General features: G+C 35.7%; 13 protein-coding genes. 5 read left to right on the top strand and 8 right to left on the bottom strand.

Going from position 1 to position 16173, the window contains the following annotated elements; all coding sequences use genetic code 11:
- Nucleotides 1-25: 25 nt before the first annotated feature.
- Nucleotides 26-841, top strand: a complete 816-nt coding sequence (locus tag BXU11_RS04535; RefSeq protein ID WP_024981490.1) for a UDP-2,3-diacylglucosamine diphosphatase — start codon at nt 26-28, stop codon at nt 839-841.
- Nucleotides 842-849: 8 nt separating this feature from the next.
- Complete coding sequence (locus BXU11_RS04530; protein WP_078211166.1) at nt 850-1881, top strand: glycosyltransferase family protein; 1032 nt, start codon at nt 850-852, stop codon at nt 1879-1881.
- Between the two features lie 182 nt (nt 1882-2063).
- On the opposite strand, the gene BXU11_RS04525 is transcribed toward BXU11_RS04530, so the two are convergent.
- From BXU11_RS04525 to hpt, 5 genes are all read right to left on the bottom strand, one after another.
- Entirely contained in the window at nt 2064-4208 is a 2145-nt protein-coding gene (locus BXU11_RS04525) for a S46 family peptidase (protein WP_024981488.1), read from the bottom strand.
- Nucleotides 4209-4382: 174 nt separating this feature from the next.
- Nucleotides 4383-5384 carry a GTPase ObgE gene (obgE, locus tag BXU11_RS04520; RefSeq protein WP_078211165.1) on the bottom strand — a complete coding sequence of 334 codons (1002 nt, stop codon included), beginning with the start codon at nt 5382-5384 and terminating at the stop codon, nt 4383-4385.
- A 147-nt stretch (nt 5385-5531) separates the two neighbouring features.
- A complete protein-coding gene (locus BXU11_RS04515; protein ID WP_024981486.1) occupies nt 5532-6755 on the bottom strand; it encodes a hemolysin family protein in 1224 nt (407 codons plus the stop codon).
- A 220-nt stretch (nt 6756-6975) separates the two neighbouring features.
- Nucleotides 6976-7548, bottom strand: a complete 573-nt coding sequence (locus tag BXU11_RS04510) for an adenylate kinase (RefSeq protein WP_024981485.1) — start codon at nt 7546-7548, stop codon at nt 6976-6978.
- Nucleotides 7549-7619: 71 nt separating this feature from the next.
- Entirely contained in the window at nt 7620-8150 is a 531-nt protein-coding gene (gene hpt, locus BXU11_RS04505) for a hypoxanthine phosphoribosyltransferase (protein ID WP_035717575.1), read from the bottom strand.
- A gap of 98 nt (nt 8151-8248) precedes the next feature.
- On the opposite strand from hpt, the gene BXU11_RS04500 reads away from it, so the two are divergent.
- Nucleotides 8249-8794: a hypothetical protein gene (locus BXU11_RS04500; RefSeq protein WP_078211164.1), complete on the top strand. Its 546-nt coding sequence runs from the start codon at nt 8249-8251 to the stop codon at nt 8792-8794.
- 354 nt (nt 8795-9148) lie between these two features.
- Here BXU11_RS04500 and BXU11_RS04495 read toward each other — a convergent pair whose 3' ends face one another.
- The 3 genes from BXU11_RS04495 to BXU11_RS04485 all read right to left on the bottom strand — a co-directional run bounded on the left by BXU11_RS04495 (nt 9149) and on the right by BXU11_RS04485 (nt 14031).
- Nucleotides 9149-9982 carry a hypothetical protein gene (locus BXU11_RS04495; RefSeq protein WP_139363439.1) on the bottom strand — a complete coding sequence of 278 codons (834 nt, stop codon included), beginning with the start codon at nt 9980-9982 and terminating at the stop codon, nt 9149-9151.
- Nucleotides 9983-10065: 83 nt separating this feature from the next.
- A complete protein-coding gene (locus BXU11_RS04490; RefSeq protein ID WP_189318501.1) occupies nt 10066-13590 on the bottom strand; it encodes an MBG domain-containing protein in 3525 nt (1174 codons plus the stop codon).
- 9 nt (nt 13591-13599) lie between these two features.
- Nucleotides 13600-14031 carry a hypothetical protein gene (locus BXU11_RS04485; RefSeq protein WP_078211161.1) on the bottom strand — a complete coding sequence of 144 codons (432 nt, stop codon included), beginning with the start codon at nt 14029-14031 and terminating at the stop codon, nt 13600-13602.
- 372 nt (nt 14032-14403) lie between these two features.
- Between BXU11_RS04485 and BXU11_RS04480 the strand changes: the two genes are divergently transcribed.
- Nucleotides 14404-15558, top strand: a complete 1155-nt coding sequence (locus tag BXU11_RS04480; protein WP_078211160.1) for a 5-(carboxyamino)imidazole ribonucleotide synthase — start codon at nt 14404-14406, stop codon at nt 15556-15558.
- Nucleotides 15559-15653: 95 nt separating this feature from the next.
- Entirely contained in the window at nt 15654-16139 is a 486-nt protein-coding gene (gene purE, locus BXU11_RS04475) for a 5-(carboxyamino)imidazole ribonucleotide mutase (RefSeq protein WP_078211159.1), read from the top strand.
- The last annotated feature ends 34 nt before the right edge of the window (nt 16140-16173 follow it).

Below are 16173 nucleotides of genomic sequence, written 5' to 3'. Positions count from 1 at the left end.
TCCACTAAAAATATAATTCACACATATGAAAAGTAAACGAAAAATTCCTCTAGTCGTAATTAGTGATGTGCATTTGGGCACGTATGGTTGCCAAGCCAAAGAATTACTACAATACCTCAAATCCATTCAACCGCAAATCTTAATTCTCAATGGCGACATTATCGATATGTGGAATTTCAGCAAAAGTTACTTTCCTGTGGCGCATATGAATGTTTTGAGACAAATCATAAAACTCTCCAACTTAGGCACAAGAGTCATCTACATCACCGGAAATCACGATGAAGCCCTTCGTAAATATTCAGATTTTGTTTTAGGAAATTTTGAGTTGGTCGACAAATTGATTTTAGAAATCGATGGTAAAAAAACGTGGTTCTTTCACGGGGATGTGTTCGATTCTTCCACCAGAGGCTATGCCAAAATCCTTGCTAAATTGGGTGGCAAAGGTTATGATTTGTTGATTCTAATCAACAGTTGTATCAATTGGTTCCGAGAATTGTTGGGTAAAGAAAAAAGAAGCTACTCCAAAACCATCAAAGACAGTGTAAAAAAAGCGGTCGCATTTATCAGTAATTTCGAAACCACTGCTGCCGAAATCGCCATAGAAAAAGGCTACAGCTTCGTGGTCTGTGGCCATATCCATAAACCTCAAATGAAGACCATCGAAAACGAACACGGACAAGTTACTTACCTCAATAGTGGTGATTGGGTCGAAAATCTAACCGCTTTGGAATACAAAAAAGGAAAATGGAGCATCTACCAATACCTTAAAGAACATTACAAAGATGCCGACACTTCCGAAGAAAAAACAAAGAACGACATCGTGGTCAAAATCTTATCCTAATCCGTAAAATGAAAATATTCTACGCCATTCAAGCCACAGGAAACGGACACATTAGCAGAGCCATTCAACTCTACCCTTATCTGCAAAAATATGGCGAAGTTGACTTTCTCTTAAGCGGCACTTATGCTTCCTTAAATCCAAGCATTCCGATTAAATACAGAAGCAACGGTTTGAGTCTTCATTACAGTCAATGCGGTGGACTAGATTATTGGAATATTGCCAAAAAAGTAAAACCTAACCAAATCTATAAAGACGCTCGCTCCCTACCACTAGACCAATACGATGTCATCATCAATGATTTTGATTCTATCACTTCATTGGCTTGTAAATTACAAAAAAAACACTCGGTATCTTTTGGTCATCAAGCCAGTTTCACCTCAAAACTAACTCCTCGACCCGAAAGAAAAGATGTAATCGGTGAATTAATTTTCAGACATTATGCGCCCGCTCCTCAAAATATTGGATTGCATTTTGAACGCTACGATGATTTCATTTTACCTCCCATCATCAAAGACGAAATCTTACACGCCGACCCAAAAAATGGCGGACATATCACCGTTTATCTACCGTCTTTTCAAAAAGAGTGTTTAGAAAAAGCCTTCCATAAATTACCCAACGAGCACTTTCACTGGTTTTTGAGCGATGTCAAAACAAAGCATAGAGTCAAAAACATAACTTATTATCCTGTAGACCAAGCGCTGTTCAACAAAAGTGTAATCAAATGCCAAGGTATCATCACTGGTGGCGGATTTGAAACGCCTTCGGAGGCGTTGTACCTACGCAAAAAAATCCTTTCCATCCCCATTCGGAAACATTACGAGCAAGAATGCAACGCCGTCGCCTTGAAAAAAATGGGCATTCCCGTTATTTACGAAGTCGATCAAGATTTCGATTTGATTATAGAAAATTGGCTCACCTTGCCTATGAATTACCCCAAAATCGAAGCCAATGTCATTCCACACACATTAGACTTCTTGTTTGACACCTATACCCAAAAACAAAACCGCCTCGAAATTAATCAAGACGGTCTTATCTATTAAAGTTTTTAGGAGCAGAAAAAATGGGCGTTCTGGTTGTCATCGTCCCGCTATCCGCTACACCCGAGCGAAGCGAACTGACGAAGTAATCTCTAGCCTCGTTTGGTCACGAGTCTAGAGGATTTTCACTGCTATCGGGGCTAAAGAGCCACAACATTCTTTCTTGCCTTCAATTTTATTTTGAACTATTTTACGATAGTCATTTCATCAATAATATTTTGAGCTCCAGCATATTTATCAATAATCCAAAGCACAAAACGAATATCTAAATTGATGGTTCTTTGTAATTTTTTATCAAAAATAACATCACCAGCCATAGCTTCAATGTTACCATCAAAAGCAACACCAATCAATTCTCCTTTTCCGTTCAATACTGGTGAACCTGAGTTTCCACCTGTAATATCATTATCTGTCAAGAAATTTACTGGCATGTATCCTGCTTTGTCAGCATACTGACCAAAATCATTGGCTTTGTTCAACTCTAACAAACGTGAAGGCAAATCAAATTCTGCATCACCTGCTTTGTATTTGTTTACCATTCCAGCCATGGTAGTATAATTGTTTACTTTCGCATCATTACGTTTATCAGCAGGCAACGCCTTAACTTTTCCGTAAGTCAAACGCAAAGTAGAATTCGCATCTGGATACTGAATCGTATTCAATTTTGATTCTCTCAAACCTTCAACCAATTTGCGGAAAGCAATAGCAAAATCATCATCAGCTTTGGCTTGTTCCGGAGATTTTGCTCTGATTTTGGTCACCAAATCGCTAGAAATAACATACAAAGGATCGTTTGTAATCGTTTCGGCTTTAGGATCTTTCAAGAATGCCACTACAGCTTCTTTTGAACTAAAAATACTAGAAGTCACTGCTTTATTTACGTCATTTGTGAAATCACCATTGTTAGTAGCTTTCATTTCAGCCACTTTTGGAGCTAATCCATATTCAGCCGCTTTAGCAGCATATAAATTCAATTGTGCAGTTAACACTTCTTTTTCTAAAGGAGCGTATAAACTTTCGTAAGCGCCATCAATAGCTGCGGTTAATCTTGGCAATATTTCAGCTCTTTTAGCTTCATTTTCTTTAGCATAAGCGATTAAACCATTTCCTAAACTAGCAGGCAAAGCACCGTAGGCAGCAGTACGTAACAATTGTGTCAAGTAATTATCGTGTCGTGCTTTTAAGTTAGTTTGAGCGTAATAGTTATTGATAGTACTAATTACATTACCGTATTTTGATTTATTCTCTGCTTTGTTAGCCCAAGCATTAAATTTAGCTTCTTCTTTAGTTTTAGTTTGAGCTGTTTTAGCTTTGGTCAAAGCATCAATCATTCCTTGACGGTTTTTCCAATAGTTAGCTGTAGAAGCATATTTAGAAGCATATTGTAAGTTTACAGTCTCGTTTTGAGTCATGTATTTCTTCATGTTGTCCATTCCTGTTTTGGCACCTTCTACCCATGCAGGATAAGCAAATTTTACGTTTTGCTCGATTCCATTAGCTGGCATCCATCTGTTGGTACGACCAGGATACCCTAAAATCATAGCATAATCGTTCTCTTGCACACCTTTTAAGCTTATCGGCAAGTAATGTTTTGGTTGTAATGGCACATTCTCAGGAGAATATTCTGCTGGATTTCCATCTTTGTCAGCATACACTCTAAACATAGAAAAATCGGCCGTGTGACGTGGCCATTCCCAGTTGTCTGTGTCTCCTCCAAATTTACCTAAACTCTCTGTAGGAGTTCCTACCAAACGAACATCTTTATAATCTTGGTACACAAAATAGTAGTACTCATTTCCTTGAAAAAAAGGACGAACAGAAACAGTGTATTTCCCTCCTTCATTGTTTTCTTTCTCGATCAAAGCAATTTCTTGTTGAATGGCTTTGTTGCGCTCAGTTTCGGTCATTTTATCATTTACTTTTGATAAAATACGTTTAGAAACATCATCCATACGTACAAAGAAACGAACGAACAACGACTTTGGTTTTAGCTCTTGACTTTTGTCTTTTGCCCAAAAACCATTTTTCAAATAGTTATTTTGTTCTGAAGAAAGTTCTGCAATAGCGTCGTATCCACAGTGATGATTCGTTAGAACCAAACCTTGTTTAGAAACGATTTCGGCAGTACATCCTCCGTTGAATTGTACAATAGCATCTTTCAAACTATGGTTATTGATGCTGTAAATTTCTTCGGCAGTTAGTTGTAAGCCCATTTTTTCCATATCTCTATGGTTCAATCTTTCGATAAACATCAAAAACCACATTCCCTCATCTGCTTTTACAGGAAAAGCCATCAGGCACATAGTCAAGAATAATACAATTTTTTTCATAGATGTAAGTGTTATTTTAGTGCTGCGAATATAAATCATTTTAGCATTTTATTTTAATAAATGCTCTTAAAATCCTATTTTAACTCAAAGATATTAACTTCCTTTTATGAATTATATAAAACAAAAAAAGGTATCCTTTTACAAGAACACCTATTTTTTAGATTTTAAAACGAATTATTCGTTCAACATTTTCCATAACTTGTCTTTCAATTCGGTCAAACCTTGTTGGGCAACCGATGAAATAAACATATAAGGAACATCTTTGAAAGCTACGTCTAATTCTGCTTTTAATTCTGCTTTTAATTCGTCATCGAGCATATCAATTTTTGAAATGACTAATAAACGTTCTTTATCTAACATTTCTGGATTGTATTTGGTCAATTCATTAACCAAAATATCATATTCCGCTTTGATATCTGGCGTATCTACTGGAACCAAGAACAACAGCGTAGAATTTCTTTCAATATGACGTAAGAAATAATGTCCTAACCCTTTTCCTTCAGCAGCACCTTCAATAATTCCAGGAATATCAGCAATTACAAACGACTGATAATCACGATACGCTACAATTCCCAAATTAGGTTTTAAAGTCGTAAACGGATAATCGGCAATTTTTGGTTTTGCAGAAGTCAATACCGATAGCAAAGTCGATTTTCCAGCATTTGGGAAACCTACTAAACCAACATCAGCCAAAACTTTCAGCTCTAGAATCACATCCATTTCAACGCCAGGCAAACCAGGTTGTGCATACCTTGGCGTTTGATTGGTTGAACTTCTAAAATGCCAGTTACCTAAACCACCTTTACCACCTCGAGAAAGAACTTGTTTCTCACCATCTTCAGTAATTTCAAATAGTGTTTCACCCGTTTCTTTGTCTTTTACAACAGTTCCTAATGGCACCTCGATAAATTTATCTTCACCATCTGCCCCCGTACTTCTATCTCCTCCTCCATCACCTCCGTGACCTGCTTTGATGTGTCGAGCAAACTTCAAATGAAACAATGTCCAAAGTGCCTTATTACCAACTAAATAAACGTGTCCTCCTCGACCTCCATCACCACCATCTGGGCCACCATATTGGATGAATTTTTCTCTATGCAAGTGCGTAGATCCTTTTCCTCCCTTACCGGAAGAAACAAATATTTTTACATAATCTACAAAGTTACCTTCTGTCATAATTTCTTTTACTTTTCAAAAAATCTAAAAAAAAAATACCTGACAGCCACTGGCTGTCCTCCTTTTAATTTCAAATCTTCTGTAATTTTTTCTTGTTTAAATGTTTAAAAGCTTAAAAGTTTAAATTTGTTCTGAGAACCAACAATATTAAACATTTAAGGCTTTCACCATTACTTTATCTATCTTAACCCCATCCATATCAATGACTTCTAGCTCAAACTTTTGCCAAATCAATTTTTCTCCTTGTTTTGGAATACGAGACAATTCAGTCATTATCAAACCACTCACTGTGGTCACTTCATAATCATTAATTAGTTCATCTAACTCAAAAAAGGTCAAGAAATCGTGTAATGAATAATGTCCATCGACCAACCAAGAGCCATCTTCTCTTTCTATTAGTTGAAAATCATCTTTATAAAACTCGGCAGCATCACCTACTAAAGCTTCTAAAATATCATTTAACGTAATTACCCCCTGAAAATCGCCATACTCATCGGATACAAAAGCATAATGAATACCTGTTTTTTTGAAATTCTCTAAAGCCGTGTAAGCGGTAGTTTGTTCCATAATAAAAGGCGCTTCGGTCATAATATCCGCCAAATTGAAATTATCATTTTCAAAATTAGAGAATATGTTTTTTAAGTTAACCACCCCTACTATGTCGTCAAAATTCTCGCCATAAACTGGGTAAATGGAATGCAATTCTTTCAACATTAACTGCCTTACTTGTTCTTTGTTGGCATTAAATGGCAAGAAAACCACAGACTTACGGTGTGTCATTAAAGAATTGACTTTTCGGTCACCAATATGGAAAACGCGCTCTACGATATCTTGTTCAATTTCTTGTACTTCGCCTCCTTCTGTCCCTTCTTTAATAATGGCTTTGATTTCTTCCTCGGTTACTTTACCATCTGCTGTAGGTTTGATTTGCAAAAGGTCTAAAATAGCATCAGTAGAAGATGTAAGTAACCATATAAATGGAGCCGTGATTATCGAAATAAATTTCATTGGCATCGCTACAGTCTTTGCAATAGACTCTGGATGGTTGAGACCAATTCGTTTGGGCAACAACTCCCCTAGTACTAAAGAGAAAAAGGTAAGAACGACCACCACAATTCCTACTGCAATGGAGTGGGCATAAGGTTGAAAAATTTCAAATCCTTGTATAAAAAGCTCTACATCTTTGGTGATTTTATCTCCAGAATAAATACCTGTCAAAATACCAATTAAGGTGATTCCTATTTGTACGGTTGACAAAAACTTATTAGGAGAGTTGGCTAAATCTAATGCAGTTTTTGCACTTTTATTTCCTTTTTTTGCTGCTGTTTCTAATCTATTTTTCCTTGCTGAAATCAATGCGATTTCTGACATAGAGAAAACGCCATTTAAAAGTATTAGAAAAAAGATAATCAGTATTTCCAATTTTATGTTTGTTAGTTAAACTTCTTTTTAGCCCAGATGGAAGAGAAAAGCCCGGACTCTTGTGGTTTAGTTTTTGTAAGTAGCGCTAAGCGACTAAAAGAAGCTTGGGCGATGCTTTACAAAAACAAACCACAAGAGGAGGACTTGTAACGTACAGCTGGAAATGCTCCTACAAATTATCGATAACTTGTGTAAGTCTTTCGGTAATTTCTTGAATACTTCCTATACCATCTACAGCGTGAAATTTGTTTTGCGCCTTGTAATAATCCATCAAAGGAGCAGTTTTTTCATTGTATTCTTGGTAACGGTTTCTGATTTTTTCTTCGTCTTGGTCGTCTACTCTACCGCTCGTTTTTCCTCTTTCAAGCAAACGTGCCACTAGTACTTCGTCATCAGCTTCTAGTGCAACAGTAGCAGTAACTTGGCTTCCGATAGTTGGCAAAAAGGCATCTAATGCTTCGGCTTGAGAAATGGTTCTTGGGTAGCCATCGAACAAAATTCCTTTGGCATCCAAATGCTTGTTTACTTCGTCAATCAACATTTTGGTAGTTAATTCATCTGGAACCAAATCGCCCGCATCCATGTAAACGCGTGCTTGTTTTCCTAATTCCGTATCGTTTTTTAAATTAAAACGAAAGACATCTCCGGTCGAGATATGAACTAATTGGTATTTTTCTTTAAGGAATTCTGCTTGTGTTCCTTTTCCTGCACCTGGTTTCCCAAATAAAACTATGTTGATCATTTTTTTAAAAAAATTTATAAACAGTACCCTTAAAAAAAGGGACTTCTAAGGTTGTGAATTTATGTTTTTGTTTATTCGCTTAACTGATATACTTCTGGTAAATTACGTCCGATTCCGTCATAATCTAAACCATAGCCAACTATGAATTTATTAGGAATACGAATTCCAATATAATCAATTTTGACATCTTTTTTATAAGCATCTGGCTTAAAGAAAAGAGTAGCAATTTTGAGATGTTTAACATTTTGACTTTTAAATAGTTCTTTAAGCTCGACCAAAGTATTTCCGGTATCAACGATATCTTCAATAATGATCACAGAACGTCCCGTAAGATCTTGATTTAACCCAATTAATTGCTTTACGTTTTCGGTAGTAGCCACACCTTCATAAGAAGACATTTTTACGAAAGTTACTTCGCACGAACTAGTGTATTTTTTAACTAAATCAGCAACTACCATAAAAGAACCGTTCAATACTCCTACAAAAACAGGAGTTTCATCGGCAAAATCATCTTGAATTTGTTTCACTAGTTTTGTAATAGCAAAATCTATTTCGCTAGCCGAAATAAACGGAACAAATTGTTTATCGTGAAGTTGTATCATTATTTTTAGGTTTAAAATAATGCACAAAGATACAGAATTCGGATTTGACAATTCACAATTGATTTTAAATTTGTATTTTTAAATTAAAACCCTCCAAAATGAGCACTGAACTGTTGTCACATCTAGATTATGTAAGTGGTTATCGAGACAAAAGAGTGCTGGCGGCACAATTTGTTTTGAGCTATCCCGCTCATTTTGAAGCATTACTACATCTTTGCTTTGCTACTGAAGATGAAAAGTCGTACAAATCCTGTTGGGTTTTGGAACAAGTAGCTTATAGTCAACTAGAATGGCTGCAACCACATTTAGATTTCTTTTGTTCGCATTTAAATCAACTCAACAATGAAAGCGCGATTCGTCCAGTCGCCAAAGTATTGCAGTTATTGGTTGAAAATCATTTTAAAAAGAAAACAATAAAACTAAGCCCAAATCAAATAGAGCAAATAACGGAATGCTGCTTTGATTGGCTGATTTCCGATACTAAAGTAGCAGCCAAATGCTATTGTATCCGCACGCTATTTGTCCTAGGAAAATCGAATGATTGGATTTATCCTGAATTACAAATCATCATCGAAAAAGACTATCCCGCTCAATCCGCAGCCTACAAGGCCGTTTCGAGGGAGATTTTAAAGAAAATAAAGTAGGGTTTTCTGAAAAAGTATTTACCTGCAACTTGAAAAATAGAATTGACGGGTATTTTTCTATAGTTAGCCTCGCAAAACAAAGATAGATTGATATAAATTATCCTACCCAGTTTTTTAGAAAAGTAGATAACAATTCAAAGAAAGAGCTACTACAAAAAAAAGCTGCCCTCAAAAAGTGTCTAACTTTTTTGAGAGCAGCTAAATCCTATAATCTCATTTAAATCTAAATGATTTCAAACAAATTTTTAAAATCAGGACTTACATAAGATTCAGCATTTACAAAAAATATTTTGTACCAATTAAGCTTAGTTTTTTCAAATTGACCTTTACTTTTGGTTAGATAAAAACACTAATTTATTCAAAATTCCATCCCAATGTCAAGCCGAATGAAAAGGGCTTGATAGTTGCGTCTTTATCAATACTATACAGTCCATTTGCTTTTCTATCAGTAATTGATGTGGGATTATAACCTACATAAGACTGATTTTTTTCTTGATCAAGAATTGTTCCATAACCAGCATCAAGAAATATAGCAGTATACAAAGAGCTTTTTTTCATGATTTGAAAAGTAAATCCTAACTCAAAAGTACTCATTAAAACACCTTTTGTATTGTACTCTCCAGATGCAGTATAACTTGTTTGATTCCCAAATCCATATTTAGGTAAATCATCTATCAACAAATTAACATCAGGATAGTAACCAGTCCCTTTTACAGATGTTGCCGAAGTTTTAATTTTATAACTTACAGGCAAAAAGTATTTAACCCCAGCTCTAAAATTCAAATCAATATCTTTATCAAGAATTAATTTATACTGTAAAAAAAGTGGAATCTGTATGGCTTTCAAGGTCTGATATTCTTTATAATCTCCAGTAGTAACACTGTAAGAAAATGCGGAACCTGCAGCATCTACTTCAAAATTAGTTAGTGTTGTTGATCGATTATTTAGAGATGCCTTATGCTTGTATTGAGAAAACTCTATTCCTGACCCAACTCCAAAGCTTTTTGTTAAAGAATAAATATAACCCGCTTTCAAAGCACCTCCAATTTCACGGGAATTAGCTACACCTTTTACGTCACTTTGAATATTGGCGATTCCTGATTGTACCCCCACATAAAACTGCGCATTCATTCCTGTAGAGAATAGAATAACAGCAATTCCTGTTAAATATTTAATATCAAATTTCATGTTTTTTTTGTTTTTAATATTAGAATAATCCATCCTCATTTTTATCGAATGAGGATTTCATATTCTTACATAATTTACTTCGTTTAATTTCTAACTAATAGGTTTTTTGTGAAATACTTACCATTTGCAAGTGTTAACCTTACAACATAAATCCCTTCAGTAGTAGGCGCTATCATATCTAGTGTTTTTTCACTAATTTCCTTATCTATTATTTGAACTCCAAGCAAATTAAACACAGTGATACGAGCGTTTTTTAATTTCACTGAGTCTATATTAGTTAGGATCTGGTACTCTGAATTACTTTTAACTGGGTTAGGGGCAATTTTCAAATATTCCACTTCAGTTGAAGGAGAAAAAGTCAATGAACAAGAAGTTACCACTGTGCCATCAGTTTTTGTAGCCTTTGCATAATACACTCCATTTAAAACTCCATTCTCTTTAAAGTACTGAGCTGTTTGACTAGGAACTACTTCACCATTTTTATACCAGGTAAAGGATTTATAACTCTTCGAACTATTGTCAAAGAAAATCACATCGTCAAAATGTTTTCTGATTAAATTAGGCTGAGTATATAAAGCTGGTAAGACTATTGTCTGAGCAGCATTGTAATTATTATTCCCAAATTGAGAAACAGTTATTGTAGTCTCACCATAATTGCTAAAGTTTAAAACACCATTTAAAACACTTGCCACGTTACCATTTGAAGGAGTAAAGCTTAATGGTAAACCACTAGAAGTACTTGCTGTCAATGTGATTTTAGTTACTCCATCGCATCCTGATTCTAAGATTTGATTCCAAGTAATAATCTGATTTGCCTTATTAATTGCAAAAACAGCATCATTGTATTTAATAGCATAATTAGGACCAGCATTTAAATTTCCTTGTCCAATAGCATAAGTCCCCGTATTTTCACCTGTGACTCTAGTCAATGTTCCTGTGAATGCATCACCTGCTACTAAAGCTCCAGAAGTAAGTTGATAAGTTAATGCTGGATCAACATCTCCATACACTTTAGTTTTTGCTTCTGCCGTAATGGTGATTGCTTTTGGAGTAATGGATAAATCTGAAGACACAAAAGACATTGTATAATTTGAACCAGCGGAAACCGTTCCTGCAGCAATAGCATAGTTTGCTACATTTTCACCTACACTTCTAGTTAATGATCCTGTAAATGCATCACCTGCTACTAAAGCTCCAGAAGTAAGTTGATAGGTTAATGCTGGATCAACATCTCCATACACTTTTGTTTTTGCATCCGCAGTCACCGTTACTGATTTTTTGGTAATTACTAAATTATCAGGTACAAAAGTGATGTCATAGTTGCTGTTTGCAAGTGTTGAACTTATTACATAACTACCTACATTTTCTCCAGCTGCTCTAGTCAAACTTCCTGTAAGGACATCTGTTCCCACTAATGTCGCTTGATAGGTTAATGCTGGATCAACATCTCCATACACTTTTGTTTTTGCATCCGCAGTCACCGTTACTGATTTTTTGGTAATTGCTAAATTAGCAGGTACAAAAGTGATGTCATAGTTGCTGTTTGCAAGTGTTGAACTTATTGCATAACTACCTACATTTTCTCCAGCTGCTCTAGTCAAACTTCCTGTAAGAAAATCTGTTCCCACTAATGTCGCTTGATAAGTTAATGCTGGATCAACATCTCCATACACTTTAGTTTTTACATCCGCAGTCACCGTTACTGATTTTTTGGTAATTGCTAAATTAGCAGGTACAAAAGTGATGTCATAGTTGCTGTTTGCAAGTGTTGAACTTATTGCATAACTACCTACATTTTCTCCAGCTGCTCTAGTCAAACTTCCTGTAAGAACATCTGTTCCCAATAATGTCGCTTGATAGGTTAATGCTGGATCAACATCTCCATACACTTTAGTTTTTACATCCGCAGTCACCGTTATTGATTTTTTGGTAATTGCTAAATTAGCAGGTACAAAAGTGATGTCATAGTTGCTGTTTGCAAGTGTTGAACTTATTGCATAACTACCTACATTTTCTCCAGCTGCTCTAGTCAAACTTCCTGTAAGAAAATCTGTTCCCACTAATGTCGCTTGATAAGTTAATGCTGGATCAACATCTCCATACACTTTAGATTTTGCTTCTGCTGTAATGGCAATTGCTTTTGGAGTAATGGATAAATCTGAAGGCACAAAAGACATTGTATAATTTGAACCAGCAGAAACAGTTCCTGCAGCAATAGCATAGTTTGCTACATCTTCTCCTACGCTTCTAGTTAATGATCCTGTGAATGCATCACCTGGTACTAAAGCCCCAGAAGTAAGTTGATAAGTTAATGCTGGATCAACATCTCCATACACTTTAGATTTTGCTTCTGCTGTAATGGCAATTGCTTTTGGAGTAATGGATAAATCTGAAGACACAAAAGACATTGTATAATTTGAACCAGCAGAAACAGTTCCTGCAGCAATAGCATAGTTTGCTACATCTTCTCCTACTCTTCTAGTTAATGATCCTGTGAATGCATCACCTGCTACTAAAGCCCCAGAAGTAAGTTGATACGTTAATGCTGGATCAACATCTCCATAAACTTTAGATTTTGTATCTGCCGTAATGGTAATTGCAACAGGCGAAATTGTTAAAGTAATATCTTTTGTTGTTGCTGTGTAAGCGCCATCTGCCGCTTGTGTTGCACGGATTACTACACTACCTGTGTTTCCAACAGTCACTGTTTTATTATTGGTTCCACTTAATGTTGTTCCAGTTGTATTAGTACCTAGAATACTATATGTTATATTCCCACCAGAGTTTGAACTAGCTGCTAAATCAAAATTAGCACTACCATAACTTGTAGTGATATTATTAAAATCTATTATGGAATTACCGACTAATTCCACTGCATAATTAAGCGCAGAAGGAATAACACCCTGAACCCAAGGAGAAGAATTATTACCACATGATGGTCCGGCATCAAAAAAATCATACCCCATAAAAATAACAGAACCTGCACCATATTTTATAACTGCCACAGTAGCATTGCTATCTGTTCCCCACATTGCTTTAAAATTAGGAACAGTACCTTTAGAAATGGCATCAGTAGCAGATTCATAAGGAAGTGACAACGGTCCGTTTTCAAAAGGGGTCCCTAGCGTATTGACGGCATTCTTGGCCCAAGAACTTCCAGAGGCGGTACCTAAATCCCAAGAAAAAATTAAATTCAAAAAATTAGTATCATGACTTCCAAAAGTACCTGTCATTACCATAACCCCTCCATTATTAACCCAGTTCTTAATTACATCTCTAGAGGCCAAAGGTAAGAACGTGGTGCTTGATGGAGATTGGGTTTCCATGTCTGTCATAAAGAAAAATTCACTGGCACTCAACTGAGTGGCTAGCGTAACAGGATCCGAGAAACTTTTTATAGAAGCATCAACAATATAGGTAGGGATTGCGCTGATAATCCCAATTAGATTCGCATTTTCATTGTCACAACTACTACCACTACCATTCAACCCAGGATAATTAAAAACAGATACCGCTGTAGTTTGCGCAACCATTTGCATTGAAAAAAAAGCAAAAACAACTAAAAACGTTTTGGCCAAGAAATCTTGTATTAATGTGTACTTTTTCATGTTTTTCATTTAATTAATTATGGAATTAATAACCACCCATTTGTCAGCTTCTTTTTCAAGCAATAAGCGAACAGGAACAACTATTTTTTTACTATCATTTTGATAAAAAAAACTATAAACCACAGTAGCCTTGCTGTTTTTGATTGAAATAGTGTCAAAAACGAAAAAGCCATTACTTTTTTTGTTTGCTAGTTCCTGTTCAGAAATTAGTACAATAGACTTATCACCAACACTTAAATCATGATTGAATGTAAAATTCACACCTTGATTCAAAATCAAGTTGTCTTTCATGTTTTCTTTAATTGCATTTGGAAGTTTTTTCTGAAGACTTTTTAAAACAATAGATTGCTTTATGATCTCTCCTTGGTCTTCTGACTGTGCATTTATTGTATTCCAAAAAACACAAACAAAGCCAGTCATAAATAGTAATTTTAAATTCATATACTTTTATTTTGTAAAAATTTGACGGCAAAAGTAATCTTAATATAATTGAAAAAGAAGAAGAAAAAAGGAGCTATTGGCGCTAAAAAAAATCAAGAAACGCTCTTGGCTGATAATCAAAAACAAAGGACTTCTGAAAGCAAAATTTTTCTAATAAACCTTTCAATTTTAAGTATCCAATAAGTCGGAATTATTAAAACATAACTGTATGAAATCCACAAAATCAAATTAGAACCGAGTAAATTATCCGCATTCCAAGCCAAAATATTGAAGTTTGAAAGGCTAAAAAAACATACTACAAGTCAAAACAGCAAACAATAAATTGACATTTGTATTTTATCAATTATCTTTGTCGCTTTCAAACACACAACCATGAATTATTTTTCTTCTGATTTTAAACTAGGCATATTAGGTGGCGGACAATTAGGCAAAATGCTGTTGTTTGACACGCGAAAATTCGATATACAAACCTATGTACTAGACCCTAGCGACGAGGCCCCTTGCAAAATCGCTTGTAACCAATTCTTCAAAGGCGATTTGATGGATTTTGATACCGTATACAACTTTGGAAAACAAGTCGATGTACTGACTTTCGAAATCGAATTGGTAAATCTAGAAGCCTTAGAAAAACTAGAAAACGAAGGCAAAAAAGTATATCCATCTCCAAAAACCTTGCGTTTGATTCAGAACAAAGGCGTTCAAAAAGATTTTTACACACAACATAATATCCCTACCGCTCCCTATACTCGATTTGAAAATCTTGAAGCATTACAATTGGCTGTTGCCTCTAGCATAGTCGAGTTACCTTTTGTGTGGAAATGTACTGAATTTGGTTACGACGGAAACGGCGTAAAAGTGGTTCGAAAAGCTTCGGATTTGGATTTGTTACCCAATGTAGAATGCATTGCCGAAACGATGATTCCATTCAAAAACGAATTGGCCGTTATCGTTTGCCGAAATCCATCGGGCGAAATCAAAACCTATCCTGTGGTCGAAATGGAATTTCATCCCGAAGCCAATCAGGTAGAATACGTAATCTGTCCTGCAAGAATCGATGAAAAAGTAGCCGAAAAAGCCAGAGCGATTGCACTAAATGTTTCGCAACAATTCAACCACGTAGGTCTTTTGGCGGTTGAAATGTTTCAAACCGAAGACGATGACATTCTAGTGAATGAAGTAGCACCTCGTCCGCACAATTCAGGTCATTACAGCATTGAGGCGAGTTATACTTCGCAATTCGAAAATCATCTGCGTGCCATTTTGGATTTACCTTTAGGCAATACCGATAGCAAAGTGGCTGGAATTATGGTCAATTTAGTAGGTGCCGAAGGGCATTCAGGAGATGTAGTTTACGAAAACATCGAAACGATTTTAGGTTGGAACGGTGTTACGCCTCACATATACGGTAAAAAACAAACCCGTCCTTTTAGAAAAATGGGACACGTGACCATTGCGAATGAAAATATGGCTGAGGCAAGAAGAATTGCTGAGGAAGTAAAGAATACGATAAGAGTGATTTCTAAATAATTAAAAGATGGAATGATTTAAAGATTAAATAATTGGTAAAACCATAAAGTTCTATCTTTAAATCATTTAATTTTTAAATCTTTAAATATAAAATAATGAGCAAAGTAGCCGTAATTATGGGTAGCATATCCGATATGCCCGTTATGCAAGACGCCATCGATATCCTAAACGGATTTGATATAGCAGTAGAAGTCGATATTGTTTCGGCACACAGAACACCAGAAAAATTATTTGATTTTAGTCAAAACGCTCACAAACGTGGTATTTCGGTGATTATTGCAGGAGCTGGTGGAGCCGCGCATTTACCAGGAATGGTGGCTTCGATGTCGCCGCTTCCAGTGATTGGTGTTCCTGTAAAATCAAGCAATTCTATTGATGGTTGGGATTCGGTATTGTCGATTTTGCAAATGCCAGGTGGCGTACCTGTTGCCACTGTGGCCTTAAACGGTGCAAAAAACGCTGGAATATTGGCTGCTCAAATCATCGGTAGTGCTGATAAATGCGTTTTAGATAAAATTATCCTTTACAAAGAAGGATTGAAAGACGCTGTAAACAAAGCAGCTGAAGGATTGAAAAAATAAATAACTGACTAACAAATCGGCTATTTTAAATTAC

Origin of the sequence: Flavobacterium sp. LM5 (assembly GCF_002017945.1) — a bacterium.
Classification (GTDB): domain Bacteria; phylum Bacteroidota; class Bacteroidia; order Flavobacteriales; family Flavobacteriaceae; genus Flavobacterium; species Flavobacterium succinicans.
This window is presented reverse-complemented; position numbering and strand designations above follow the sequence as displayed.